Source organism: Modestobacter altitudinis (genome assembly GCF_005930475.1).
GTDB classification, from domain to species: domain Bacteria; phylum Actinomycetota; class Actinomycetes; order Mycobacteriales; family Geodermatophilaceae; genus Modestobacter; species Modestobacter altitudinis.
On sequence record NZ_SJEW01000004.1, the window covers coordinates 53,151 to 76,457 of the forward strand.

Annotated in this window: 19 protein-coding genes; 8 read left to right on the top strand and 11 right to left on the bottom strand. The window is 73.5% G+C overall.

The genetic code is table 11. From position 1 onward, the window contains the following. Positions 1-14: 14 nt before the first annotated feature. The 6 genes from FHL79_RS02760 to FHL79_RS02785 form a co-directional block, all read right to left on the bottom strand. Entirely contained in the window at positions 15-1,610 is a 1,596-nt protein-coding gene (locus FHL79_RS02760; RefSeq protein ID WP_138757101.1) for a methyl-accepting chemotaxis protein, read from the bottom strand. 314 nt (positions 1,611-1,924) lie between these two features. Next, the gene (locus FHL79_RS02765) at positions 1,925-3,532 is read right to left on the bottom strand and encodes a methyl-accepting chemotaxis protein (RefSeq protein ID WP_138757102.1); all 1,608 of its coding nucleotides are present in this window, start codon (positions 3,530-3,532) and stop codon (positions 1,925-1,927) included. Positions 3,533-3,610: 78 nt separating this feature from the next. Next, positions 3,611-4,063: a chemotaxis protein CheW gene (locus FHL79_RS02770; RefSeq protein WP_246080274.1), complete on the bottom strand. Its 453-nt coding sequence runs from the start codon at positions 4,061-4,063 to the stop codon at positions 3,611-3,613. Positions 4,064-4,065: 2 nt separating this feature from the next. After that, positions 4,066-6,561: a chemotaxis protein CheA gene (locus FHL79_RS02775; RefSeq protein ID WP_138757103.1), complete on the bottom strand. Its 2,496-nt coding sequence runs from the start codon at positions 6,559-6,561 to the stop codon at positions 4,066-4,068. A gap of 292 nt (positions 6,562-6,853) precedes the next feature. Beyond that, positions 6,854-7,600, bottom strand: a complete 747-nt coding sequence (gene otsB, locus FHL79_RS02780) for a trehalose-phosphatase (protein WP_138757104.1) — start codon at positions 7,598-7,600, stop codon at positions 6,854-6,856. A gap of 2 nt (positions 7,601-7,602) precedes the next feature. Further along, complete coding sequence (locus tag FHL79_RS02785) at positions 7,603-8,994, bottom strand: alpha,alpha-trehalose-phosphate synthase (UDP-forming) (protein ID WP_281283848.1); 1,392 nt, start codon at positions 8,992-8,994, stop codon at positions 7,603-7,605. Positions 8,995-9,131: 137 nt separating this feature from the next. Between FHL79_RS02785 and FHL79_RS02790 the strand changes: the two genes are divergently transcribed. Genes FHL79_RS02790 through FHL79_RS02800 form a run of 3 tightly spaced genes read left to right on the top strand, consistent with a single transcriptional unit; the run spans position 9,132 to position 10,915 of the window. After that, positions 9,132-10,124, top strand: a complete 993-nt coding sequence (locus tag FHL79_RS02790; RefSeq protein ID WP_138757106.1) for an aldo/keto reductase — start codon at positions 9,132-9,134, stop codon at positions 10,122-10,124. A 22-nt stretch (positions 10,125-10,146) separates the two neighbouring features. Continuing rightward, positions 10,147-10,512, top strand: a complete 366-nt coding sequence (locus FHL79_RS02795) for a hypothetical protein (RefSeq protein ID WP_138757107.1) — start codon at positions 10,147-10,149, stop codon at positions 10,510-10,512. Beyond that, positions 10,505-10,915 (top strand): hypothetical protein, encoded by a 411-nt coding sequence (locus FHL79_RS02800; RefSeq protein WP_138757108.1) that lies wholly within the window; start codon positions 10,505-10,507, stop codon positions 10,913-10,915. The genes FHL79_RS02795 and FHL79_RS02800 overlap by 8 nt, the downstream gene beginning before the upstream one ends. Here the strand turns inward: FHL79_RS02800 and FHL79_RS24910 are convergent. Continuing rightward, positions 10,912-11,730, bottom strand: coding sequence for a hypothetical protein (locus tag FHL79_RS24910; protein WP_171057975.1), 819 nt, complete (start codon positions 11,728-11,730; stop codon positions 10,912-10,914). The two genes, FHL79_RS02800 and FHL79_RS24910, sit on opposite strands and share 4 nt — an antisense overlap. Positions 11,731-11,857: 127 nt before the next feature. Between FHL79_RS24910 and FHL79_RS02810 the strand changes: the two genes are divergently transcribed. Continuing rightward, positions 11,858-14,188 (top strand): SpoIIE family protein phosphatase, encoded by a 2,331-nt coding sequence (locus FHL79_RS02810; protein ID WP_138757109.1) that lies wholly within the window; start codon positions 11,858-11,860, stop codon positions 14,186-14,188. Here the strand turns inward: FHL79_RS02810 and FHL79_RS02815 are convergent. Genes FHL79_RS02815 through FHL79_RS02830 form a run of 4 tightly spaced genes read right to left on the bottom strand, consistent with a single transcriptional unit; the run spans position 14,185 to position 18,481 of the window. Beyond that, positions 14,185-14,697: a flavin reductase family protein gene (locus tag FHL79_RS02815; protein WP_246080276.1), complete on the bottom strand. Its 513-nt coding sequence runs from the start codon at positions 14,695-14,697 to the stop codon at positions 14,185-14,187. The two genes, FHL79_RS02810 and FHL79_RS02815, sit on opposite strands and share 4 nt — an antisense overlap. After that, entirely contained in the window at positions 14,694-15,638 is a 945-nt protein-coding gene (locus FHL79_RS02820) for a hydroxymethylglutaryl-CoA lyase (RefSeq protein ID WP_138757110.1), read from the bottom strand. The genes FHL79_RS02815 and FHL79_RS02820 overlap by 4 nt, the downstream gene beginning before the upstream one ends. A 37-nt stretch (positions 15,639-15,675) precedes the next feature. Next, the gene (locus FHL79_RS02825; protein ID WP_138757111.1) at positions 15,676-16,749 is read right to left on the bottom strand and encodes a M20 family metallopeptidase; all 1,074 of its coding nucleotides are present in this window, start codon (positions 16,747-16,749) and stop codon (positions 15,676-15,678) included. A gap of 1 nt (position 16,750) precedes the next feature. After that, on the bottom strand, positions 16,751-18,481 hold the full coding sequence (locus FHL79_RS02830; RefSeq protein WP_138757112.1) for a glycerol-3-phosphate dehydrogenase/oxidase: 1,731 nt from the start codon (positions 18,479-18,481) through the stop codon (positions 16,751-16,753). Positions 18,482-18,634: 153 nt separating this feature from the next. On the opposite strand from FHL79_RS02830, the gene FHL79_RS02835 reads away from it, so the two are divergent. The 4 genes from FHL79_RS02835 (at position 18,635) to glpK (FHL79_RS02850) (ending at position 23,298) form a co-directional block, all read left to right on the top strand. Further along, a complete protein-coding gene (locus FHL79_RS02835) occupies positions 18,635-19,366 on the top strand; it encodes an IclR family transcriptional regulator (protein WP_171057976.1) in 732 nt (243 codons plus the stop codon). Then, a complete protein-coding gene (gene glpK / locus FHL79_RS02840; RefSeq protein WP_138757114.1) occupies positions 19,359-20,861 on the top strand; it encodes a glycerol kinase GlpK in 1,503 nt (500 codons plus the stop codon). The genes FHL79_RS02835 and glpK (FHL79_RS02840) overlap by 8 nt, the downstream gene beginning before the upstream one ends. A 156-nt stretch (positions 20,862-21,017) precedes the next feature. Further along, positions 21,018-21,755: an MIP/aquaporin family protein gene (locus tag FHL79_RS02845; RefSeq protein ID WP_246080278.1), complete on the top strand. Its 738-nt coding sequence runs from the start codon at positions 21,018-21,020 to the stop codon at positions 21,753-21,755. Positions 21,756-21,780: 25 nt separating this feature from the next. Beyond that, complete coding sequence (glpK, locus tag FHL79_RS02850) at positions 21,781-23,298, top strand: glycerol kinase GlpK (protein WP_138757115.1); 1,518 nt, start codon at positions 21,781-21,783, stop codon at positions 23,296-23,298. Positions 23,299-23,307: the final 9 nt, after the last annotated feature.

Here is a 23,307-nt window from a genome sequence, read left to right on the forward strand (position 1 = left end):
CTGCGCGGCCGGGGTCACCAGGTGAAGGTGGCGACGCTCCCCCGCAGGTCGCTGGCCATCCGGGACAGCTCGTCGACCGCCTGGCGGGTCTGGCCGAGCGCCTGGGTGGTGGAACCCGCCGCCGAGGAGACCCCGGTGATGTTCATGGCGATCTCGGTGGACCCGCCGGCGGCCTCCTGCACCGACCGGGACATCTCGTTGGTCGTGGCGGTCTGCTCCTCCACCGCCGAGGCGATGGTCAGCTGGTAGTCGTTGATCGAGCCGATGATCTCCGAGATCCGGCCGATCGCGTCCACCGCACCGGTGGTGTCACCCTGGATCGCCTCGACCCGCCGGGCGATGTCCTCGGTGGCCCGGGCGGTCTCCTGCGCCAGCTCCTTGACCTCGTTGGCGACCACCGCGAAGCCCTTGCCGGCCTCGCCGGCCCGGGCCGCCTCGATCGTGGCGTTCAGCGCCAACAGGTTCGTCTGCTCCGCGATGCTCGTGATCGCCTTGACCACCGCGCCGATCTCCTGGGACGACGTCCCCAGCTTGGTGATCGTCACCGTGGTCGCCTCGGCCTCACCGACGGCCTGGGCAGCGACCCGGGCCGCCTCGTTGGCGTTCTGGCTGATCTCCCGGATCGAGGCACCCATCTCCTCCGCTCCGGCGGCCACCGTGGCCACGTTGCGCGAGACCTCCTCCGCGGCGGCGGAGACGACACCGGACTGCGCGGAGGTCTCCTCCGCCGACGCCGAGATCTGCGCCGAGGACGCCGACAGCTCCTCCGAAGCAGCCGCCACCGCGTCGGCCGAGGAGGCGACGCCGGCGATGACCGAGCGCAGGTGCTCCTGGGCGGTGTCCAGTGCCGCGGCCATCCGGCCCACCTCGTCGCGCGCGACCACGCCCGAGGCCACGGTGAGGTCACCGCCGGCCATGGCCTCCAGCGACGCCTCCACCCGGCCGATCGGCCCGGCGAGCGAGCGCAGGGTGAGCAGCCCGAGCCCGACGATCAGCACCAGCCCCACGGCGACCGCGGCGCTCCCCAGCCGGTCGGCGCTGCTGATCGCGTCGGCCATCCGCTGTTCGGCGGCGTCCGTGGCCGCCGACAGCGCGTCCTTCGCCTCTCCCACGGCGGCGTCGGTGACGTCGTTGGCCGTCTGGATCTCGTCGTAGCCGGCCTGGGCGCTGGCCTGGTCGGCCACCGCGGCGTCGACGATCGCGGAGATGGCGTCGGTGTAGGCGCCGAAGCTGTCCCCGAGGGCCGCCGTCGTGTCGGCGGCGGCGCCGTCCAGCGGGATGGCCCCCAGGTGGGCCAGCAGGTCCTGTGCGGTCGCCACGTCGTCGGCGAGGTTGGGCAGCTCGGCGCCCGGGTCGGGGCGGACCAGCGCCCGGAAGGCGTCGACCTTGAACTCGCTCGCCCGGGTGTCCAACTGCAGGACGAGGCCCTCGGCGTCGTTGAGGTGGGTGGCGTCGTGCCGGGCGTCGCTGACCTCGGCGTTCGAGACCAGCAGCGTCGTGAGGAGCGCGGCGAACGCCAGCACGACGACGCCGAGCAGCAGGGCGAACTTCACGGCCAGGGGACGGTCGGCGAACCAGCCGAGCCGGCGGTTCGGAGCGGAGGGGCGCATGACGGTTCTCCGGGGTGGATGAGCGGGCGGACAGGGCGGTGGTGCCGGGGAGTGGCGACCATTCCCTGGTGCAAAACCCATTCCCTCGCGCTGAGAGAAAGGCCGTTCGCAACGCTCAGGAATGGTGGCAGAACGACGTTCTGCCACCATGGTGAGGGAAGCGGTAACCGCGATTACCGCTTCCTGGCGCGTGTCGTCCATCCGATACCAGAAAGGACGGCGGAAAGGCCCCGGAGATGACCGCGGCCGCCACCTCGCCCGGGGAAGGGGGCGGGGCAGCGGCCGCGGGGGTCGGTGCGTCGGTGCATTCTGTGTCAGTACGAGAAACGGGCCACCGTCGTGCGCAGGTCGCTGGCCATCCGGGAGAGCTCGTCGACGGCCTGGCGGGTCTGTCCGAGCGCCTGGGTGGTGCTGCTGGCCGCGGTCGAGACGCCGGTGATGTTGGTGGCGATCTCCGTCGAACCGCCGGCGGCCTCCTGCACCGACCGGGACATCTCGTTGGTGGTCGCGGTCTGCTCCTCCACCGCGGAGGCGATGGTGAGCTGGTAGTCGTTGATCGAGCCGATGATCTCCGAGATCCGGCCGATCGCGTCCACCGCACCGGAGGTGTCGCCCTGGATGGCCTCGACCCGGCGGGCGATGTCCTCGGTGGCCCGGGCCGTCTCCTGGGCCAGCTCCTTGACCTCGTTGGCGACCACCGCGAAGCCCTTGCCGGCCTCCCCGGCACGGGCCGCCTCGATGGTGGCGTTCAGGGCCAGCAGGTTGGTCTGCTCGGCGATCGAGGTGATGACCTTGACGACGTTGCCGATCTCCCGCGAGGAGTCACCGAGCTTGACCACGGTGGCGTTCGTGGTCTCGGCCTCGGCGACGGCCTGGGCGGCGACCCGGGCGGCCTCGTTGGCGTTCTGGCTGATCTCCCGGATCGAGGCACCCATCTGGTCGGCGCCGGCGGCGACCGTGGCCACGTTGCGGGACACCTCGTCGGCGGCGGCGGAGACGACACCGGACTGGGCCGAGGTCTCCTCGGCCGAGGCCGAGATCTGCGCCGAGGAGGCCGACAGCTCCTCCGAGGCCGCGGCGACCGCGTCCGAGGAGGCGACGACGGCGGCCATCACCGAGCGCAGGCTGGTCTGGGCGGAGGCGAGCGACTCGGCCATCCGGCCGATCTCGTCGTGGTCCCGGACGGTGGGCGACACGGTCAGGTCGCCGTTGGCCATGGCCTCCACGGAGGTCTGCACCGAGCGGACCGTGGCCAGGATCCGGCGGATGACCAGGAAGGCCAGCGCGGCAGCCGCGATGATCGCGACGATGGAGGTGATCAGCAGCAGCCGGATGGAGCTGCTCGCCGCCGCAGCCGCCTCGGCGTTGCGGTCGGCAGCCTCTGCGGACTGGGCCAGTCCTTCGTCCTCGAGGCCCTGGGCGATGACGTCGAGCTGGTCCTGCGTGACGGTCTGGTAGAGCGCCGCGTACGTCGCCAGGTCGCCGGCGTCCGCGGCGGGGAACAGCTGGGTCTTGTTCGTGGTGACGTAGGCAGCGACGCCGTCCTGGAAGGACGTGACCGCTGCGGCGTTGACGACGAAGGGGGAGTAGTCGTCGAAGGCCGCTGCGATGTCAGCCTGCTTCTCGTCCATCTCGGTGAGCAGGGTCGGCCGGTCGGCCGCGCTGTAGACGGCGTACTGGAGCACCCGGGACCGGTAGGCGGCGAACGCGCGCTGGACGGCGGACAGGTCGTTCAGCGGCTTGAGGTTCTCGGTGTAGATCTGCTCCTGGCCCGCGCGCATGTCGTTGAGGCGGTTGACGGCCAGCAGGTTCGTACCGAGGACGACGACGGCGAGCAGCGCGATGACCGCGCCGATCTTCACGCCGATCGGTCGGTCGGCGAACCACCCGAGCCGCCGGGAGGGCAGGGCGACGTTGGTCATGTTCAGGTCCTTACGAGGGCAGTGGGCGGGGCGGGGGTGGTCCGTGTGGTGCTGGGTGGCCGTGCTGGAGGTGTTCCGTCAGGTGCCGACGGCCCGGTTGACGTCGAGGGCGAGGAGCAGCTGGCCGGAGAGCTTGTAGGCGCCCCGGATCAGTTCGCGGCCGGCGCCGTCCAGGGTGTCCGGCGGTGCCTCGAAGTCACGCACGTCGACGTCGACGACGTCGGCGATGCTGTCGACCAGCAGGCTGACGGCCTCACCGTGCAGCCGGACGACGATGACGACGGCCTCCTGGCCCTCCGGCCGGGGCTTGCGGCCCAGCCGCTCGCGGAGCTCGATCGCGGTGACGACCTGGCCACGGAGGTTGATCAGGCCGGCGACGGCCGGGGGGGCCAGCGGCACCCGGGTCATGCTCTGGCTGCGGAGCACCTCCTGCACGTGCTCCACCTCCACACCGAAGAGGTCGCCGTCCAGCCAGAAGGTGGCGAGCTGGCTCGTGGCGGGCATCGTGCGGGCTGCGGTGGCGGTGCTCACGGTCAGACCTCCGAGTACTGGGTGAGGGGGGCGCCGTCCAAGCCGAAGGCGCTGCTGTCGATGTCCAGGGCGGCGGGCGCGCTCCCCGGGGCCGGCGTGTAGAAGGCCGGGTCGGCGGCGAGGATGGCCGCGCGGACGTCCAGCAGTTCGGTGACCCGGTCACCGATGACCGCCGAGCCGAGCAGGCCGAGGTCGTCGATGTCGCTCTGCACCGCGGCCTCGCCGTCGACGATGTCGAGGATCTCCTCGACGACGATGGCCACGCTGCGGCCGTGGTCGGCGTAGACGATGACCTCGAGGACCTCGCGCTCGGAGTCGCCGAAGGCGCCCAGGTGCCGGTCCAGCCGGACGATCGGGAGGATCGCGCCGCGGTACTGCACGACCTCGCGGGAACCGACCCGCTCGACGGTCTCGCTGCGCACCTGCTCGAGCCGGGTGACGGTGTCCAGCGGGATCGCCACCCGCCGGCCGCCGCCGATCGCGGCCAGCAGCATCCGCTGCCGCTCGGAGACCGAGGCGGCCGCCGCGGCGGCCGCCAGCCGGTGCTCCTGGCGGTCGGTGGTCTCGGTCCGCAGGGCCCGACGGGCCAGCGCCTGGACGTCGAGGATGAGTGCCACGGCGCCGTCGCCGAGCACGGTCGCCCCGGAGTAGAGGCCGATCTGCTTGAGCTGGCCGCTCACCGCCTTGACCACGATCTCCTCGGTGTTGATCACCCGGTCGACCACCAGCCCGAAGCGGCGTCCCTCCGAGCTCAGGACGGCGATGACCACGTGCCCGTCGTGCCGGTCGGAGGGCAGGCCGAGCACGTCGGCCAGGTGGACCAGGGGGAGCAGCTCGCCGCGCAGCCGGTAGACCGACGCACCGCCGACGTCCTCGACAGCAGAGGCGGCCTTCTCGGCGTCCAGGGAGACGAGCTCCTGCAGGCTGATCTGCGGGATGGCGTAGCGGTCGCCGGCGCACTCGATGGTCAGTGCCGGGACGATCGCCAGCGTCAGCGGGATGCGCAGCCGCATGACGGTGCCCCGACCCACGGTCGACTCGACCTCGATGGTGCCGCCGATGCCCTCGATGTTGGTCTTCACCACGTCCATGCCGACACCGCGGCCGGAGACGTTGGTGACCGCGGCAGCAGTGGAGAAGCCGGGCAGGAAGATCAGCTGCAGGAGGTCCTGCGGGCCCATCCGGGCCAGCGCGTCGGCGGTGATGAGGCCCTTCTCGACGGCTTTGCGACCGATCTTGACCGGGTCGATGCCGGCTCCGTCGTCGGCGACCTCGACCACGACCTGGCCGCTCTCGTGACGCGAGCGGAGCGTGAGCACGCCCTCGGCGGGCTTGCCCGCGGCGGCGCGGCCGGCGGTGTCCTCGACACCGTGGTCGACGGAGTTGCGGACCAGGTGGGTCAGCGGGTCCTTGACCGCCTCGAGCAGGGTCTTGTCCAGCTCGGTGTCCTTGCCCTCCATCTCCAGCCGCACGGCCTTGCCGCACTGCAGGCCGAGGTCGCGGACGACGCGGGGGAGCTTGGACCAGATGTGGTCGATCGGCTGCATGCGCGTCTTCATCGCGCTCTCCTGCAACTCGCTGGCGATCAGGTTGAGGCGCTGCGATGCGCGGATCAGGTCCTGGTCGTTCTGCCGGCCGACGTACTGGACGATCTGGTTGCGGGTCAGCACCAGCTCACCGACGAGCAGCATCAGGTTGTCCAGCAGGTCGACGTCGACGCGGATGGTGCTCTCGGCGACGCCGCGTCCCTTGGGCTGCGCCTCGGGCGTCCCGGGCTCGGGGGCGAGCCCGGTGGGCGCCTCGGCACCCAGGGCCTGGGCGACGGGGACCGGTGCCACAGGGGCCTCCTGGGGGATCTCGGCGACGGGCGCCGGCCCGGCGACCGGCGGCGTGGGCGCGGGGATGTTCTCGACCGCGGGCACCGGGGCGGGCGCCGGGACGGCGACCTTCGCCCGGGAGGCCCGCTTGGCCGGTGCCTTCTTGGCGACGGGCTTCTTGACCGGCGCGGGCGCCGGCGTCTCGGCCGGTGCCTCGGTGACGGCCTCGGCCTCCACCACGGCGGCCTCGGCCTCGACCACGGCGGCGGCCGCCTCGACGGCGGACTCGGCCGGGCCGTCCTCGAGGGCGGCGCTGAGCACGGTGACGGTGCCGGCCACGGCGACCGACCCCTCGCCACCGCTGGACTCGATCTCCGCGAGCAGGGCGCGGATGGTGTCGGTCATCTGCAGCAGCGCACTGGTGCGTGATGGCGTGAGGTCCAGGGCGCCGTCCCGCAGCCGGGAGAGGAGGTTCTCCCCGACGTGGGCGATCTCCTCCAGCTTGTTGAAGGCCAGGAACCCACTCGTGCCCTTGATGGTGTGGATCGTCCGGAAGATGCTCGAGAGCCGTTCCCGCGACCGCGGGTCCTGCTCCAGGGCCACCAGGTCCTGGTCCAGCTGGTCGAGGTTCTCGTGACTCTCCACGAGGAACTCCTCGACGATGTCGTCCAGACCTTCCACGCCTGCCTCATCCCCTTGATGCGCACTGTCGGGCTCACCCCGCTCAGCAAGTGGTTCTTCGGCACGCTCTCCCGCCGTTCCAGTTGGGAAAACGGCGCGCGCCGACCTTTTTCGAATTCATCGGTGAGGTGCTGAGAATGGTCATGAACGGTCATGTCGACATCTCTTCGCACCCACCGGTGCTCTCGACCTGATCGGCAGCGCCGACGGGGACCGTGACCGCGGATGGGGCTGCTGCGCTGGGTGTGACGGGGCGAAGCGGCGTTCCGTCAGCGACGGAAGGCGGGGACGGTCAGGCGGGGAGGGTGGCGGCCAGCCGCTCGAGCGCCGCACGCACCCCGGAGAGGTCCTCGACCCGGTGCCCGGCTGCGGTGTCGCCTGCGCCGACCTTGATCGTCACGTCCCCGGCGCCGAGCGCGCGGAACGCGTCCTCGTCGGTCACGTCGTCACCGAGGTACAGGACGCCGGCGGCACCCAGCTCGTCCCGCAGCCGGAGCAGCGCCGAGCCCTTGTCGGCGTCGGTCACGGCCAGCTCGAGCACGTCCTTGCCGGGCTTCGCGGTCAGCTCCGGGGCCGCACCGGGCCCGGCGGCCGCGTCGGCGAGCAGCTGCTGCGCGGCGCCCCGGTCGGCGACGGTGCGCACGTGCACCGCGGCGCTGGCCGGCTTGACCTCGAGCCGGGCTCCCGGGACGGCGTCCACCAGCGGGGCGAGCGCCGCGGCGAGCGCGTCACGACGGGCGGCCAGCTCACCGGCCAGCGGCCCGTCGTACTCGGCGCCGTGGCTGCCGACCCAGCGGAACGGTCCGGTCAGCCCGCTGGTGCGCTGGAGGTCCTCGACCCCGCGCCCGCTGACCAGCGCGACGGTGACGCCCTCGACCGCGGCGAGCCGGCCGAGCAGCTCAGCGATGCCGGGTTCGGGCACCGCCGCCGACGGGTCGTCCCGGAGCCGGGCCAGCACGCCGTCGTAGTCGCTGGCCAGCAGCAGCGGTCGCCGCCGGGACAGCTCGTCCAGCGCCGCGCCGAGCTCCGCGTCGAGCACGGTCAGGCCCGGGCCTCGAGCGACTCGAAGAACGAGTTGGCCCAGTGGTCCAGGTCGTGCCGGGCGACGTGCCGGCGCATCGCGCGCATCCGCTTGGCCCCCTCGGCCGGGTCCATCCGCAAAGCCCGCACCAGCTGCTTCTTCACCCCGTCGATGTCGTGCGGGTTGACCAGCAGCGCCTGCTTGAGCTCGGCGGCCGCGCCGGCGAACTCGCTGAGCACCAGCACGCCGCCGAGGTCGCCGCGGGCCGCGACGTACTCCTTGGCGACCAGGTTCATGCCGTCGCGGTAGGGGGTGACCAGCATGACGTCGGCCGCCCGGTACATGGCGGCGAGCTCCTCGCGGGGCATCGACTGGTTGAAGTAGCGCACCGCCGACCCGGCGATCGAGCCGTACAGGCCGTTGATGTGGCCCACCTGCTGCTCGATCGTCTCGCGCATCGTGACGTAGTGCTCCACCCGCTCCCGGCTGGGCGTGGCCACCTGCACGAAGGTCGTCGCCGGCGCCTCGATCGCGCCGTCCTCCAGGAGCTCCTGGAAGGCCTCGAGCCGGACGGTGATGCCCTTGGTGTAGTCCAGCCGGTCCACCCCGAGCACGATCTTCTCCGGCTGCCCGAGCTCCTCGCGGATCTCCGCCGCCCGGGCCAGCACCTCGGGGGAGCTGGCGAGCTCGTCGAAGGCGGCGACGTCGATGGAGATCGGGAAGGCCTTGGCGGTCACCGTGCGGCCGTCGTAGCTGACCGTGCTGCCCTTGGCCGGCAGGTCGTGCAGCCGGCGGGCCAGGTTGACGAAGTTGGTCGCCCCGGCGGGCTGCTGGAAGCCGATGAGGTCCGCGCCGAGCAGCCCCTCGATGATCGCCGAGCGCCAGGGGAGCTGGGTGAACAGCTCGTAGGGCGGGAAGGGGATGTGCAGGAAGAAGCCGATGGTGAGGTCGGGTCGGCGCTGCCGGAGCATCGCGGGCACCAGCTGCAGCTGGTAGTCGTGCACCCAGACGATCGCGCCCTCGGCGGCCACCTCGGCAGCGCGGTCGGCGAACCGCTTGTTGACCTGCACGTAGGTGTCCCACCAGGTGCGGTGGTACTCCGGCTTCTCGACGACGTCGTGGTAGAGCGGCCACAGCGAGGCGTTGGAGAAGCCCTCGTAGTAGCGGTCGACCTCCTCCTCCGACAGCGGCACCGGCACGAGGTGCATCCCGCCGGACTCGAAGGGCTCGGGGGCGTCCCCCGCGGCGCCGGACCAGCCGACCCAGGCCCCACCGCGGCCGGCGACGAAGGGCTCGAGCGCGGTGACCAGGCCCCCGGGGCTGCGCTGGTACCGGGTCGTGCCGTCGGGCTCGGTCACCTGGTCCACCGGGAGCCGGTTGGCGACCACGACCACCGGGCTGTCCGCCCCCACCTGCGACCTCCGGTCCTCATCGGTGCTGCTGAGCAGCCCGTGCGTGCCCCCCGACCCTAGGGGACGACGCCGGTCCCTCGCGCAGCCGGAGCGGTTCCGCTGGTTGCTCCCGGGGAGGAACGGGCAGGGGAGCGGGCATGCAGATCCGACAGCTCCGCGACCTGACCGTCGCAGCCCAAGGCCTGGGCTGCATGGGGATGAGCGAGTTCTACGGCACCGGCGACCAGGCCGAGGCCGAGCGCACCATCGCCCGCGCCCTCGACCTCGGCGTCACCTTCCTCGACACCGCCGACATGTACGGCCCGTTCACCAACGAGCGGCTGGTGGGCACGGCGATCGCCGGCCGGCGGGACGAGGTGGTGCTGGCCACCAAGTTCGGCAACGAGCGCGGCGAGGACGGCTCGTTCGTGCGCATCAACGGCACCCCGGAGTACGTGCACCGGGCCTGCGACGCCTCGCTGCAGCGGCTGGGTGTCGACGTCATCGACCTGTACTACCAGCACCGGGTCGACCCGAGCGTGCCGATCGAGGACACCTGGGGCGCGCTCAAGGAGCTGGTGGACGCCGGGAAGATCCGGCACGCCGGCATCTCCGAGGCCGCGCCGGAGACGATCCGCCGGGCGGACGCCGTCCAGCCGGTCACCGCGGTGCAGACCGAGTACTCGCTGTGGACCCGGGACCCCGAGGACGACGGGGTGCTGGCCACCTGCGCCGAGCTCGGGATCGGGTTCGTCGCCTACTCCCCGATCGGCCGCGGCTTCCTGTCCGGCCAGATCCGCAGCGTCGACGACCTCGACGCCGACGACTTCCGCCGGCACAACCCGCGCTTCCAGGGCGAGGCGTTCGCGAAGAACCTCGAGCTGGTCGACCGGGTGCGGGAGCTCGCCGAGGGCAAGGGCGTGACCGCCACCCAGCTGGCGCTGGCCTGGGTCATGGCGCAGTCGGGCCGGGCGGGCAACCCCACGGTGGTGCCGATCCCGGGGACCAAGCGGGTCGGCTACCTGGAGGAGAACGCCGGCGCCGCCGACGTCGAGCTGACCGACGACGACGTGCGCGCGCTGGACGAGGCCGCGCCGGCCGGTGCCGCCGTCGGCGACCGCTACCCGGACATGTCCTCCGTGCACCGCTGACCGGCTCACTACCCTCGCCAGGGTGAGCACCCCGCTGGTCGTCGCGATCAGCGTCGTCGCCGTCGCCCTCGCCGCCCTGGGAGGGCTGAGCACCGCGCTGCGCCGGCGGATCGGCACGGCGCACCTGGCCACGACCGCGCTGCTGGAGCTGCTGCTCGTCGTGCAGGCGGTCGTGGCCACCGCCGCGCTGGTCGGCGGTCAGCGGCCGGTCGAGCTGGCCACGTTCCTCGCCTACCTGGTCAGCGTCGTGCTGCTGCCGGTCGCGGGCCTGCTGTGGGCCCGCACCGAGCCGACCCGCTGGGCGGGGACCGTGCTCGGGGTGGCCGCGCTGGCCGTCGCGGTGATGGTCTGGCGTCTCCTCGACCTGTGGGAGGTCACCCGTGGCTGAGGGCCCCGCGCAGGGGCCGGGGCGGGTGCTGGTCGCCGTCTACGCGGTGTTCGCGCTCGCCGCCGGTGCCCGGGCCGCCGTCCAGCTGGCGGTCCAGTTCGACGAGGCACCGCTGGCCTACCTGCTGTCCGCCCTGGCCGCGGTCGTCTACGTCGCCGCCGCGGTCGGGCTGGCCCGGGGCGGCCAGGGCGGTCGGCGGACCGCGGTGGCCGCCTGCTCGGTGGAGCTGCTCGGGGTGCTGGTCGTGGGCACCCTGTCGCTGGTGGACCCGGCGGCCTTCCCCGACGACACCGTGTGGTCCGGCTACGGCCGGGGCTACGGGTTCATCCCGCTGGTCCTGCCGGTCCTCGGCCTGCTGTGGCTGCGACACCAGGCCGAGGAGGCCGCCGGCAGGGCTGACTAGAACTCGCCGCCGAAGTCCCCGCCGCCGTCGAAGCCACCGCCGTCGAAGCCACCGCCGTCGAAGCCACCGCCGTCGGAGCCGCCCGCGTCGTAGTCCCCGCCGGCGTCACCACCGTCGCCACCACCACCGTCGCCGCCGCCGTCGTCGGCCTGCTCGCCGTCCTGGTAGCCGTCGGCGTAGGCCTCCTCGTCACCGCCGCCGAACAGGCCGCCGTCGCCGAGGCCGGTGTCGAACAGCGCGTCGGCCACCGCCGAGCCGACGACCACGCCGGCGACGGTGCCGAGCAGGCTGCCGCCGATCATGCTGCCCATCCCCATGCCACCGCCCATGCCGCCCATGCCGCCGCCGTGACCGCCGCCGTAGCCACCGCCGCCGTAACCGCTCCGGCCGTAGCCCCCGCCGTACCCGCCACCGCCGCCGCTGAAGGTGCGCTCGAGGAACCCGGGCTGGCGGAACTCCGCCCGGGTGGCGGCCCGGGCAAGGCTCCGCGGGTCGTCGCCGCGCGGCCGCTCACCGGCCGGCACCGCCGCGGACAGCTGGTCGAGCACCTGCCGGCGCTGCTCGGGGGTGAGCTTGCCGAAGGCCTCCGCGTGCGCGGCCTCCACCTGGTCCGGAGGAGCGGTGCGCAGCAGGTAGCGGTACCGCTCGATCGCGCGCTCGTCCTCGCTCTGCCCCCGCGACGCCGGCCGCTGCGGCTGCTGCTGGGGCTGCTGGGCGTAGCCGTAGCCCTGCTCGGCGTAGGGGTCGGTGGAGCCGGGACCGTAGGGCGAGCCCTGTCCGCGGTCCCGGCCGAAGAGCCGGCTCAGGAGTCCCATGACGCGTCCTCTCTCGTGGTGTGCGGCCCGGTCCCTACCCCGCGGTGCCGCCGACGACGCTACGCAGGGCCGACCAGCCCGTCCCCTGTCGATGGTGCGCAACCGAACCCATCGGTAAGATCACCGCGTGCCGTTCCAGCGACACCCAGGGGCGCCCGCCGGCGCCGTCCCGCCAGAGGCCACCTCCGCGCTCGCCGAGAGCCTCGTGGTGGTCGACTCCGCGCCGTCATCGGTCCAGCGCCAGGCGAACATCGTCGGTGCCGCCGAGGTGGCCGTCTCCGGTACCGACACGACGCGGGCGGCGCAGGCCGCGCTGCCCGACGTCCTGTCCGACGTCCCGGTCGCGGTGCTGGTGATCGACCAGACCGCCGGGGACGTCGTCTACGCCAACAAGGCCGCGATCGAGCTGGCCGGCAACGTCCGGCTCCCGGTGCCGGTGGACACCTGGGGAGCGTCGGCCGGGCTCACCGACCTGGGCTCCGCCCCGCTCGCCAGCACCTCCAGCCCGCTGTCGCTGGTGGCCGAGGGGCGGCCGGTCGTCGGTGAGGCGGTCCGGCTCTCCCCGCAGCGCAGTTCCGACGAGCAGCGGGCCGCCGGCGCGGTGTCGGGCTCCGACCAGGTGCTGTGGGTGACCGGCTTCCCGCTGTCCGAGACCGACAGCGAGCAGCGGCTCTCCCTGGTGGTGTTCCTGCAGATCGACGAGCCCGCGAGATCCGAGGACCCCGAGGCCGTGCTGCAGGCGCTCCGCGCGCGTGCCGTCGTCGCCACCGACATCGCGTTCACCATCACCGACCCGCGCCAGGAGGACAACCCGCTGGTCTGGGTCAACCCGTCCTTCAGCCGGATCAGCGGGTACGGCTACGAGGAGAGCGTCGGCCGGAACTGCCGCTTCCTGCAGGGGCCGGCGACCGATCGCGCGGTCGTCGACGAGGTCCGCGAGGCGCTGCGGGAGCAGCGGCCGATCACCACCACGCTGCTCAACTACCGCAAGGACGGCTCGGCGTTCTGGAACCAGCTGTCGATCACGCCGGTCTTCGACGGCGAGGGCGAGCTGGTCAGCTTCGTGGGCGTGCAGAGCGACGTCACCGAGCGGGTCCGGGTGGAGGACGACCGCCGGGTCGCCTTCGCCGCCGAGCGGGCCGCCCGCCGGGACGCCGAGGAGGCGCACGCCGCCGCCGACGCCGCCCGGGTGGAGGCCGAGCTCGCGCAGAGCCGGCTCGCGCTCATGGCCGAGGCGACCAGCACGCTCAGCGCGACCCTGGACATGGCGGACCTGACCGACCGGCTGGCGTCGCTGTGCGTGCCGCTGCTGGCCGACTGGGTCTTCCTCACCCTGGTCGACGAGCACGGCGCGGTGCAGGAGACCGCCCACCGGCACCGGGAGGGCTTCCGGGCCGAGCTGGCCCAGCTGGCCGCGCTGCACCTCGGCAACCTCCCGGAGAGCTCACCCACCCGCCGGTCGCTCCGCACCAGCGAGTCGGTGCTCGTCGACCGCGTCACCCCGGAGTGGGTCGACCGGGTCTTCCCGCTGCCGGAGACCGCCGCGCTGTTCCGCCGGCTCGGCGGCAGCTCGGTGATGAGCCTCCCGCTGGTCGCCCGGCGCCGGATGCTGGGCGCGCTGGTGCTGGTGGCGACCAGCGAGGACCGGACGTTCAGCCGCGAGGACGTCGACCTGGCCCGCGACCTGTCCCGCCGTGCCGCGATGGCGATGGACAACGTGCGGCTCTACCAGCAGGAGCACACCGTCGCCGAGACGCTGCAGCGCTCACTGCTGCCCGACCTGCCCACCATCCCGGGTGTGACGGCGGCGGCGGCCTACCTCAGCGCCTCCACCGCGGCCGAGGTCGGCGGCGACTTCTACGACCTGCTGCACCTGCCCGACGGCGCCGTCGGCATCGCGGTCGGGGACGTCGTCGGGCACGACGTCACCGCCGCCGCGGCGATGGGGCACCTGCGCGGGCTGCTGCGGGCCTGCGCCTGGGACGCCCCCGACACCGACCCGGGCGAGGTCCTCGGCCGGGTCGACCGGCTGGTGCAGGGGCTGCACGTCGCGCCGATGGCCACGATGGTCTACGCCCGGGCCGAGCGCCCCACCGCCGCCGGCGAGCCGTGGCGGCTGGAGCTGGCCAACGCCGGGCACCCGCCGGTCGTCCTCCGCGGGCTCGACGGCTCGGTGCAGGTGGTGCACGAGGTGACCGGGCTGCTCATCGGCGTGGACGCCACCCACCAGCGGGAGTCCCTGGTCCTCGAGGTGCCGGCCGGCTCGACCCTGATCGCCTACACCGACGGGCTGATCGAGCGCCCGGGCGAGGACCTCGACCAGGGGATCGCCGCGCTGGCGGCCCGGCTGGCCGACGCACCGGTCGACGCGACCCCGGCCGACCTGTGCCGGCACGCGGTGGGCCCGCACCCCGACCGCCGGGACGACGTCGCGGTGCTCGCGCTCCGCTTCGACTAGAGGCCGCCCTTCTGCTGGAGGCCGTAGGCACCGCGGTGGAACAGCAGCGGGCTGCGGGAGGCGTCCGCGCCGAGGTCGAGCACCCGGGCGACGACGATCGTGTGGTCACCGCCGTCGTACTCGGCCCACAGCTCGCTGTCGATCCAGGCGACGACGCCGTCCAGCACGGGGGAGCCGTACGGGCTCGGCGCCCAGCTGACCCCGGCGTACTTGTCGGTGCCGCTGCGGGCGAACTGGCGGGACAACCCGCTCTGCTCCTCGGCGAGGACGTTCACGCAGAACCGGCCGGCGTCGCGCAGCCGGGGCCAGGTGGACGAGGTGCGCGCGGGGGCGAAGGCCACCAGCGGCGGGTCCAGCGACAGCGAGCTGAACGACTGGCAGGTGAAGCCGACCGGCCCGTCGGCGCCCATCGCGGTCACCACGGTGAGGCCGGAGACGAAGTGGCCCAGCACGTCGCGCATGACCCGGGGGTCGACCACGGCCGGGGGGACGTGGGCTCCTGCGCTCACGCGGTCGATCCCACCACGGCGCCCCGGGGGACGTTCCGGCCACCGGCGCGGTGCAGCGAGCTGGGCAGCTCGTGGCGCACGGCGCGCTCGGTGACCGCCGCGGCGGTCAGCAGGGCGTCCAGGTCGATGCCGGTGGACACCTCGGCGTCGTCGAGCCAGTAGACGAGCTCCTCGGTGGCGATGTTGCCGCTGGCCCCTGGGGCGAACGGGCAGCCGCCGAGCCCGCCGACCGACGCGTCGAGCTGGGTGACCCCGGCCTGCAGGGCGGCCAGCGCGTTGGCCTGACCGGTGCCGCGGGTGTCGTGGAAGTGGGCGCCCAGCGGGGTGCCGGGGGCGGCCCGGCGGACGGCGTCGAGCAGCCGGACCACCCGCACCGGGGTGGTGGTGCCGATCGTGTCGCCCAGGCAGAGCTGGTCGGCGCCGGCGGTGACCGCGGCACGGGCGACGTCGACGGTGCGGGCGATCGGGGTGCGGCCGTCGAAGGGGCAGTCCCAGGCGGTGGCCACGATGACCTCCAGCCCGCCGCCGGCGCCGTGCGCCAGCTCGGCGATCTCGCCCACCGCGGCCACCGCGGCGGCGGTCGAGCGGCCCGCGTTGGCCCGGCTGTGCGAGTCCGACGCCGAGACGACGTACTCCAGGGAGGTCAGGCCGGCGTCGACCGCGCGGACCGCCCCCCGCGGGTTGGCGACCAGCGCGGAGAAGTGCACGCCGTCGAACCGGTGCAGCTCGGCGGCCAGCTGGTCGGCGTCGGCCAGCGCGGGCACGGCCTTGGGCGAGACGAACGAGGTCACCTCGATCCGCCGCACCCCGGTGGCGACCAGCGCCTCCAGCATCTGCAGCTTGGCGGCCAGCGGCAGCGGTTCCTCGAGCTGCAGGCCGTCCCGCATGCCCACCTCGCGGACGTCGACCGCCGTCGGCAGCACCAGATCGAAGTCGTTCATCCCCGCATCATGCCCCCGGTTCCACGTGGAACCCCGATCAGACCGGCCAGGAGCCGAGCACGGTGCTGAGCGCGCGGACGGCCTGCTCGACCTCGGCGACCTCCACGTACTCGTCGGTGGCGTGCATGACCGCGGGCGTCCCCGGGCCCCAGACGACGACCGGCGCGGGACCGGTGACCGCCCCCAGCACCGAGGCGTCGGTGAAGTAGGTGGCGGGGGAGGGCTCGACCGGCGCGGGGAGCCCGGCCACCCACGGGTCGTCCGGCGGGGTCCGGACCGGCGGCAGGTCGACGAGCACCTCGACCCCGCTGACCTCCGGCTGCGCGCGCCACCAGGCGAGCAGGGCGCTGCCGTCCCCGACGGTCCGCTGGTCGATGACGGCCTCGGCCCGGTCCGGGACGACGTTGGGCACGGTGCCGCTGCGCAGCACGCCGGGGTTCCAGGTCTCCGCGCCCAGGAACGGCTCGGACGACAGCGGCAGCTCCCCGCCCGCGCGGCCCAGCACGGCGACCAGGTCCAGCAGCGCGTTGTGCCCGCGCTGGGGGGTGCTGCCGTGCGCGGCGGCGCCCGCCGTCCGGACCGCCACCCAGAGCGCGCCGCGGTGCCCGAGCACGACCCGGTTGCCGGTCGCCTCCGGGACGACGACCGCCCCGACCGCCAGGTCGGCCACCGCACCGGCCGCCGCCGCCGCGCCGCGGGAGCCGATCTCCTCGTCACTGGTCAGCAGCAGCGCGACCGGCACCGAGGGGTCGGCGCCGGCGACCGCCGCCGCGGCGGCCACCAGACCGGCCTTCATGTCCGAGCCGCCGCGGCCCCAGATCCGGCCGTCCTCCTCCTCGGCGCCGAACGGGTCCCGCTGCCAGCCGGCCGGGTCGGCAGCGGGCACCGTGTCGACGTGGCAGGCCACCAGCAGCCGCGGCCGGACCGGGTCGGTGGCCGAGGTCAGCAGCGTCCAGGGCTGCTCCCGGTCGGCGCCCTCCTGCACCTGCAGGTGCGGTGCCGCCGCGGTGAGCACGTCGGTGACCGTGCCCAGCACCCCGCGCTGGGCCGCGGCGTCCCCGGAGACGGTCGGTCGCCCGACCAGTTCCCGGACCAGCCCGACGACGTCCACCTCAGTGCAGGGCGCGGCCCACGGCGACGGCGCGGGTGTCGGGTGCGGCGACCCGCGCGGCGTCGGCCTCCAGGTCGTCGGCGGCCTCCTGCGACCGCCGCTCGGCCTCCACCCGGGCCCGGTAGCTGTCCACCTCGTTGGCGATCCGCTCGGCGTCCCAGCCCAGCACCCCCGCGACCGCCCGGGCCACCGGCTCGGCCGACTCGACACCCCGGTGCGGGGTCTCGATCGAGATCCGGGTGCGGCGGGCGAGCAGGTCGTCGAGGTGCAGCGCCCCCTCGTGCGCGGCGCCCCACACCATCTCGACCATCAGGTACTCCTCGGCGCCGGGCACCGGCAGCAGCAGCTCCGGGGCGTCCTGGGCCAGGGCGAGCACCTCGGGGGTGAGCGAGCCGAACCGGTTGAGCAGGTGCTCGGCGCGGAAGTGCGGGATGCCCCAGCGCTGGGAGAGGCCGTCCAGGGAGTTGACCATCGCCGCGTAGCCCTCGGCGCCGACCAGCGGGATGTTCTCGGTGACGCTGGGCGGCACCGGACGGGACACGTCGTCGGCGACGGCGTCCACCGCGTCGGCGGCCATCGGCCGGTAGGTCGTGTACTTGCCGCCGGCGACGGCGATCACCCCGGGCACCGGACGCGCGACCGCGTGCTCCCGGGAGAGCTGGCTGGTCGACTCCTCCTCCCCGGACAGCAGCGGGCGCAGCCCGGCGTAGACGCCGGTGATGTCCGCGTGCGTGATCGGCACCGAGAGCACCCGGTTGACGTGCTCGAGGATGTAGTCGATGTCGGCCTTGGACGCCGCCGGGTGCGCCTTGTCCAGCGACCAGTCGGTGTCGGTGGTGCCGATGATCCAGTGGCTGCCCCACGGGATGACGAACAGCACCGACTTCTCGGTGCGCAGGATGATGCCGGTCTCGCCGTTGATCCGGTCCCGCGGGACGACGATGTGCACGCCCTTGCTCGCCCGCACGTGGAAGCGGCCACGGCCGCCCACCAGCGTCTGCACGTCGTCGGTCCACACCCCGGTCGCGTTGACCACGACCTCGCTGCGGACGTCGACCTCGCTCCCGGTCTCCACGTCGCGGACCCGGGCACCGACCACGCGGCCACCGGCGTGGGTGAAGGAGACGACCTCGGCGGAGTTGAGCACGGTCGCGCCGTAGGCGGCCGCGGTCAACGCCACGGTGAGGGTGTGCCGGGCGTCGTCGGCCTGGGCGTCGTAGTAGCGGACGGCGCCGACCAGCGCGTCCTCCTTCAGCGCCGGGAACAGCCGCCTGGCCCCGGTGCGGGTGAGGTGCTTCTGACCGGGCATCGGCTCGGCGAGGGCGCCCAGCCGGGCCAGCCCGTCGTAGAGCGCCAGACCTGCGGTCACGTAGGGCCGCTCCCACACGTGGTGGGTCAGCGGGTAGAGGAAGGGCACCGGCTTGACCAGGTGCGGCGCGATCCGGTTCACCGAGAGGTCGCGCTCGTGCAGCGCCTCCCGGACCAGCCCGAAGTCGAACTGCTCCAGGTAGCGCAGCCCGCCGTGGAAGAGCTTGGACGAGCGGGAGGAGGTGCCGCTGGCGAAGTCGCGGGCCTCCACCAGGGCGGTGCGCAGGCCGCGGGTGGCCGCGTCGAGCGCCACCCCGGCACCGGTCACCCCACCGCCGACGACGAGGACCTCGAACTCACCGGCAGCGAGGTCGGCCCATGCCTGGGCGCGCTGGTCGGGTCCGAGCGGGCGTACTGCGGTCATGCGGACTCTCCTAGCGCCGGCCGGCGCACGTCGATGTGGCCTCTGGCTCCACGGTAGGTCGGGGGGCGCACCGGCGACGAGGTGCGCTGTCCGACGATGTCGCACAGCGCGGACACCGCCACGGGGCCGTCCGATGGCCTACCGTCGGGCGCCGTGCCGGGCAGCGTGCAGTCCATCGAACGTGCGGCCGCGATCCTGCAGGTGGTCGCCGGGTCCGGCGGCACCCTCGGGGTCACCGACATCTCCGAGGCCGTGGGCCTGGCGAAGACCACGACGCACAGCCTGCTGCGCACCCTGCTGCTGGTCGGGTTCGTCGAGCAGGACCCGGCCACCGGCCGTTACGCGCTGGGCACCCGGCTGCTGCGGCTGGGCACCCACCTCGACGTCAACGAGCTGCGCGCCCGGGCGTCGAACTGGGCCGACGCGCTGGCGGCCCGCAGCGGCCACGCGGTGCGGTTGGCCGCGCTGACCGGCGAGGACGTCGTCGTCGTGCACCACGTGTTCCGGCCCGACGACTCCGCCCAGGTCCTCGAGGTGGGCACCGTGCTGCCGCCCACCACCGCCCTGGGCAAGGTGCTGCGCGCGCACAGCCACCCGCACACCGGCCACCGTCCGGCAGCGGGGGCCGCCGCGGTGACGGCCGCCGAGCTGGCCGAGGTGCGCGTCCGCGGCTGGGCGACCGAGCAGGGCGAGTACGAGGCCGGGTTGGGCGGGCTGGCCGCGCCGGTCCGCGGCGCCGGCGGTCTGGTCGTGGCCGCGCTGGGGGTCGGCGGACCGCGCAGCTCCCTGTTCGACGCCCGCGGGCTGCCTCGCAGCCCGCTGCTGGCCATGGTCACCGACGCCGCGCTCGCGGTGTCCCGCGAGCTGGGGCACGGCAGTGGCTGACCGGTACGTGCTCGCCGTCGACCAGGGCACCACGTCGACCCGCTCGCTGGTCTTCGACCGGGGCGGCCGGATGGTGGCCGTCCGCCAGCGTGAGCACCGCCAGCACTTCCCGCGCCCGGGCTGGGTCGAGCACGACCCGATGGAGATCTGGGCGAACACCCAGCGCACCTGCGCCCAGGTGCTGGCCGACGTCTCCGGCCGGGGCGACGTCGTGGCGCTGGGCATCGCCAACCAGCGGGAGACGACCGTCGTCTGGGAGCGGGCCACCGGTCGCCCGGTCACCCGGGCGCTGGTCTGGCAGGACACCCGCACCGACGAGCTGGTCAGCGAGCTGGCCGCCCGTCCGGACGCCGGGCAGGTCGCCGAGCGCAGCGGCATGGCGATCGCCGGCTACTTCGCCGGTCCGCGGCTGCGCTGGATCCTCGACCACGTGCCCCGGGCCCGGGAGCGTGCCGAACGCGGCGAGCTGCTGTTCGGCACCATGGAGACCTGGCTGATCTGGAACCTCACCGGCGGCCCGGACGGCGGGGTGCACGTCACCGACGTCACCAACGCCAGCCGCACCCTGCTGATGGACGTGCGCGCCTGCCGGTGGGACGAGGACCTGCTGGCCTTCTTCGGCATCCCGGCCGCGATGCTCCCGGAGATCCGGCCCTCGGTCGGCGTCCTGGGGGTCGCGACGGCGCTCTCGCCCGCGCTGCCGATCGCCGGGGCGCTCGGCGACCAGCAGGCGGCGCTGTTCGGCCAGGCCTGCTTCGCTCCCGGCGAGGCCAAGTGCACCTACGGCACCGGCAGCTTCCTGCTGCAGAACACCGGCACCGAGCTCGTCCGGACCCGGTCGGGGTCGATCAGCACGGTCGCGTACCAGCTGGCCGGGGAACCGGTGCACTACGCGCTGGAGGGCTCGGTCGCCGTCGCCGGGGCGCTGGTGCAGTGGCTGCGGGACGGGCTGGGGCTGATCGGGTCGGCGCCGGAGGTGGAGACCCTCGCCCGGACCGTGTCCGACAACGGCGGCTGCTACGTCGTCCCGGCGTTCTCCGGGCTGCTGGCGCCGCACTGGCGCGGCGAGGCCCGCGGGCTGGTCGCGGGGCTCACCTCCTACGTCACCAAGGGCCACCTGGCCCGGGCGGTGCTGGAGGCGACCGGCTGGCAGACCCGCGACGTCGTGCAGGCGATGGCCGCCGACTCCGGTCTGTCGCTGCCCGCGCTGCGGGTGGACGGCGGGATGACCACCAACAACCTGCTCATGCAGTTCGTCGCCGACGCGCTGGACACCCCGGTGGTGCGGCCGATGGTGGGGGAGACCGTCTCGCTCGGCGCCGCCTACGCCGCAGGGCTCGCGGTCGGGGTCTGGTCGGACATCGAGGCGCTGCGGCGCAACTGGCACCGGGCCGCGCAGTGGACGCCGTCGCCGGCCCGGGCGCAGGCGCTCACCGCCGAGTACCCGACCTGGGAGCGGGCGGTCCAGCTGAGCATCGCCTGGGGAGCCCCCTGACCGGCTGTCCGACGATGTCGGACAGCGGCTGTTGTCCCGCTCACACGATGATCTCTACGGTCCGCTCCGAAGGGCCGGGTCGTGACCGCCACCACAGCGGTCTGCCGGCCCCCTGACCGGTCCGCACCGCAGCGGACCCACCTGGAGGAGCCACACGTGGACACCACGAGTCTCTGGACCGTCTTCGGCAGCGAAGTGCTCGGCACCGCCGTGCTCATCCTGCTCGGCGTCGGCGTCGTCGCCAACGTCGCGTTGCCGAAGACCTTCGGCAACGCCGGCGGCTGGATCGTCATCATCTTCGGCTGGGGGCTGGCGGTCTTCGCCGGTGTCTACGCCGGTGCGTCCTCGGGCGCGCACCTGAACCCCGCGGTCACCGTCGGCCTGCTGGTCAGCGGCGCCGACGAGTACGGCCCCGGGATCGACGTCACCCTCGCCAGCACGCTGGTCTACTTCGCCGGCGAGTTCGTCGGCGCCTTCCTCGGCGCGGTGCTCGCCTTCCTGGCCTACCGCGCCCACTACAACGACCCCGAGGCCGCCGGCACCCAGCTGGGCACGTTCTCCACCGGTCCGGCGATCAAGAGCACGGCCGACAACGTGATGACCGAGGTCATCGGCACGTTCGTGCTGGTCTACATCATCCTGCGGTTCGGGGACACCCCGACCGAGGTGGGCCCGCTCGCCGTGGCGCTGCTCGTCGTCGGCATCGGCGCCTCGCTCGGTGGCCCCACCGGCTACGCCATCAACCCCGCCCGCGACCTGGGCCCGCGCATCGCCCACGCCGTCCTGCCGATCCGCGGCAAGGGCGACAACAACTGGGGCTACGCCTGGGTGCCGGTCGTCGGCCCGATCATCGGGGCCGTCCTCGCCGGCCTGCTGTCGCACGTCTCGCTCTGACCACCCCTACCGAGAGGAACCTGCAATGACGCAGTACGTCGCAGCCATCGACCAGGGCACCACGAGCACCCGCTGCATGATCTTCGACCACGACGGGGCGGTCGTCTCCGTCGGGCAGAAGGAGCACGAGCAGATCTTCCCGCGGGCCGGCTGGGTCGAGCACGACCCGATGGAGATCTGGCGCAACACCCGGGAGGTGGTGGGCCAGGCCCTCGCGCGCAGCAACGTCGGCACCGGCGACATCGTCGCCGTCGGCATCACCAACCAGCGCGAGACCACCGTGGTGTGGGACAAGAACAGCGGTCAGCCGGTCTACAACGCGATCGTCTGGCAGGACACCCGCACCGCGGCGATCGTCGAGCAGCTCGGTGCCCTGGGCGGCGGCGCCGACCGCTACAAGGACAAGGTCGGGCTGCCGCTGGCCACCTACTTCGCCGGGCCGAAGGTCCGCTGGATCCTGGACAACGTCGACGGCGCCCGGGAGGCCGCCGAGCGCGGGGACCTGCTGATGGGCACGATCGACTCCTGGCTGATCTGGAACATGACGGGCGGCACGGACGGCGGCCTGCACCTCACCGACGTCTCCAACGCCTCGCGCACGATGCTGATGGACTACCGCACGCTGGCCTGGGACCCGGCGATCGCCGAGGAGATGGGCATCCCGATGTCCATGCTCCCGGAGATCCGGTCCAACTCCGAGGTCTACGGCAAGGGCCGGGCAGCGGGCTTCCTGGCCGGGGTGCCGATCGCCGGCTCGCTGGGTGACCAGCAGGCGGCCACCTTCGGCCAGGTCTGCTTCACCAAGGGCATGGCCAAGAACACCTACGGCACCGGCAACTTCATGCTGCTCAACACCGGTGAGGAGGCCGTCCCGTCGAAGAACGGCCTGCTCACGACGCTGTGCTACCAGCTGGGCGACGCCAAGCCGGTGTACGCGCTGGAGGGCTCGATCGCGGTCACCGGCTCGCTGGTGCAGTGGGTCCGGGACAACCTCAAGATGATCGACAGCGCGCCGGAGATCGAGACCCTGGCCCGCGAGGTCGACGACAACGGCGGTTCCTACTTCGTGCCGGCCTTCTCCGGGCTGTTCGCACCGCACTGGCGGTCCGACGCCCGGGGCGCCGTCGTGGGGCTGACCCGCTTCGTCAACCGCGGTCACCTGGCCCGCGCCGTCCTGGAGGCGACCGCGTACCAGACCCGCGAGGTGCTCGACGCGATGAACGCCGACTCCGGCGTGGACCTCACCGAGCTCCGGGTGGACGGCGGGATGGTCGGCAACGAGCTCCTCATGCAGTTCCAGGCGGACATCCTGAACGTCCCGGTGATCCGGCCGAAGATCGCCGAGACGACGGCGCTGGGGGCGGCCTACGCGGCCGGGCTCGCCGTCGGCTTCTGGTCCGACCTCGACGAGCTCACCGCGAAGTGGGCCGAGGACAAGCGCTGGGAGCCGGCCATGGCCGACGACGAGCGTGAGCGCTACTACCGCAACTGGCAGAAGGCGGTCACCAAGAGCCTCGACTGGGTCGACGAGGACGTCAGCTGATCGGAGATC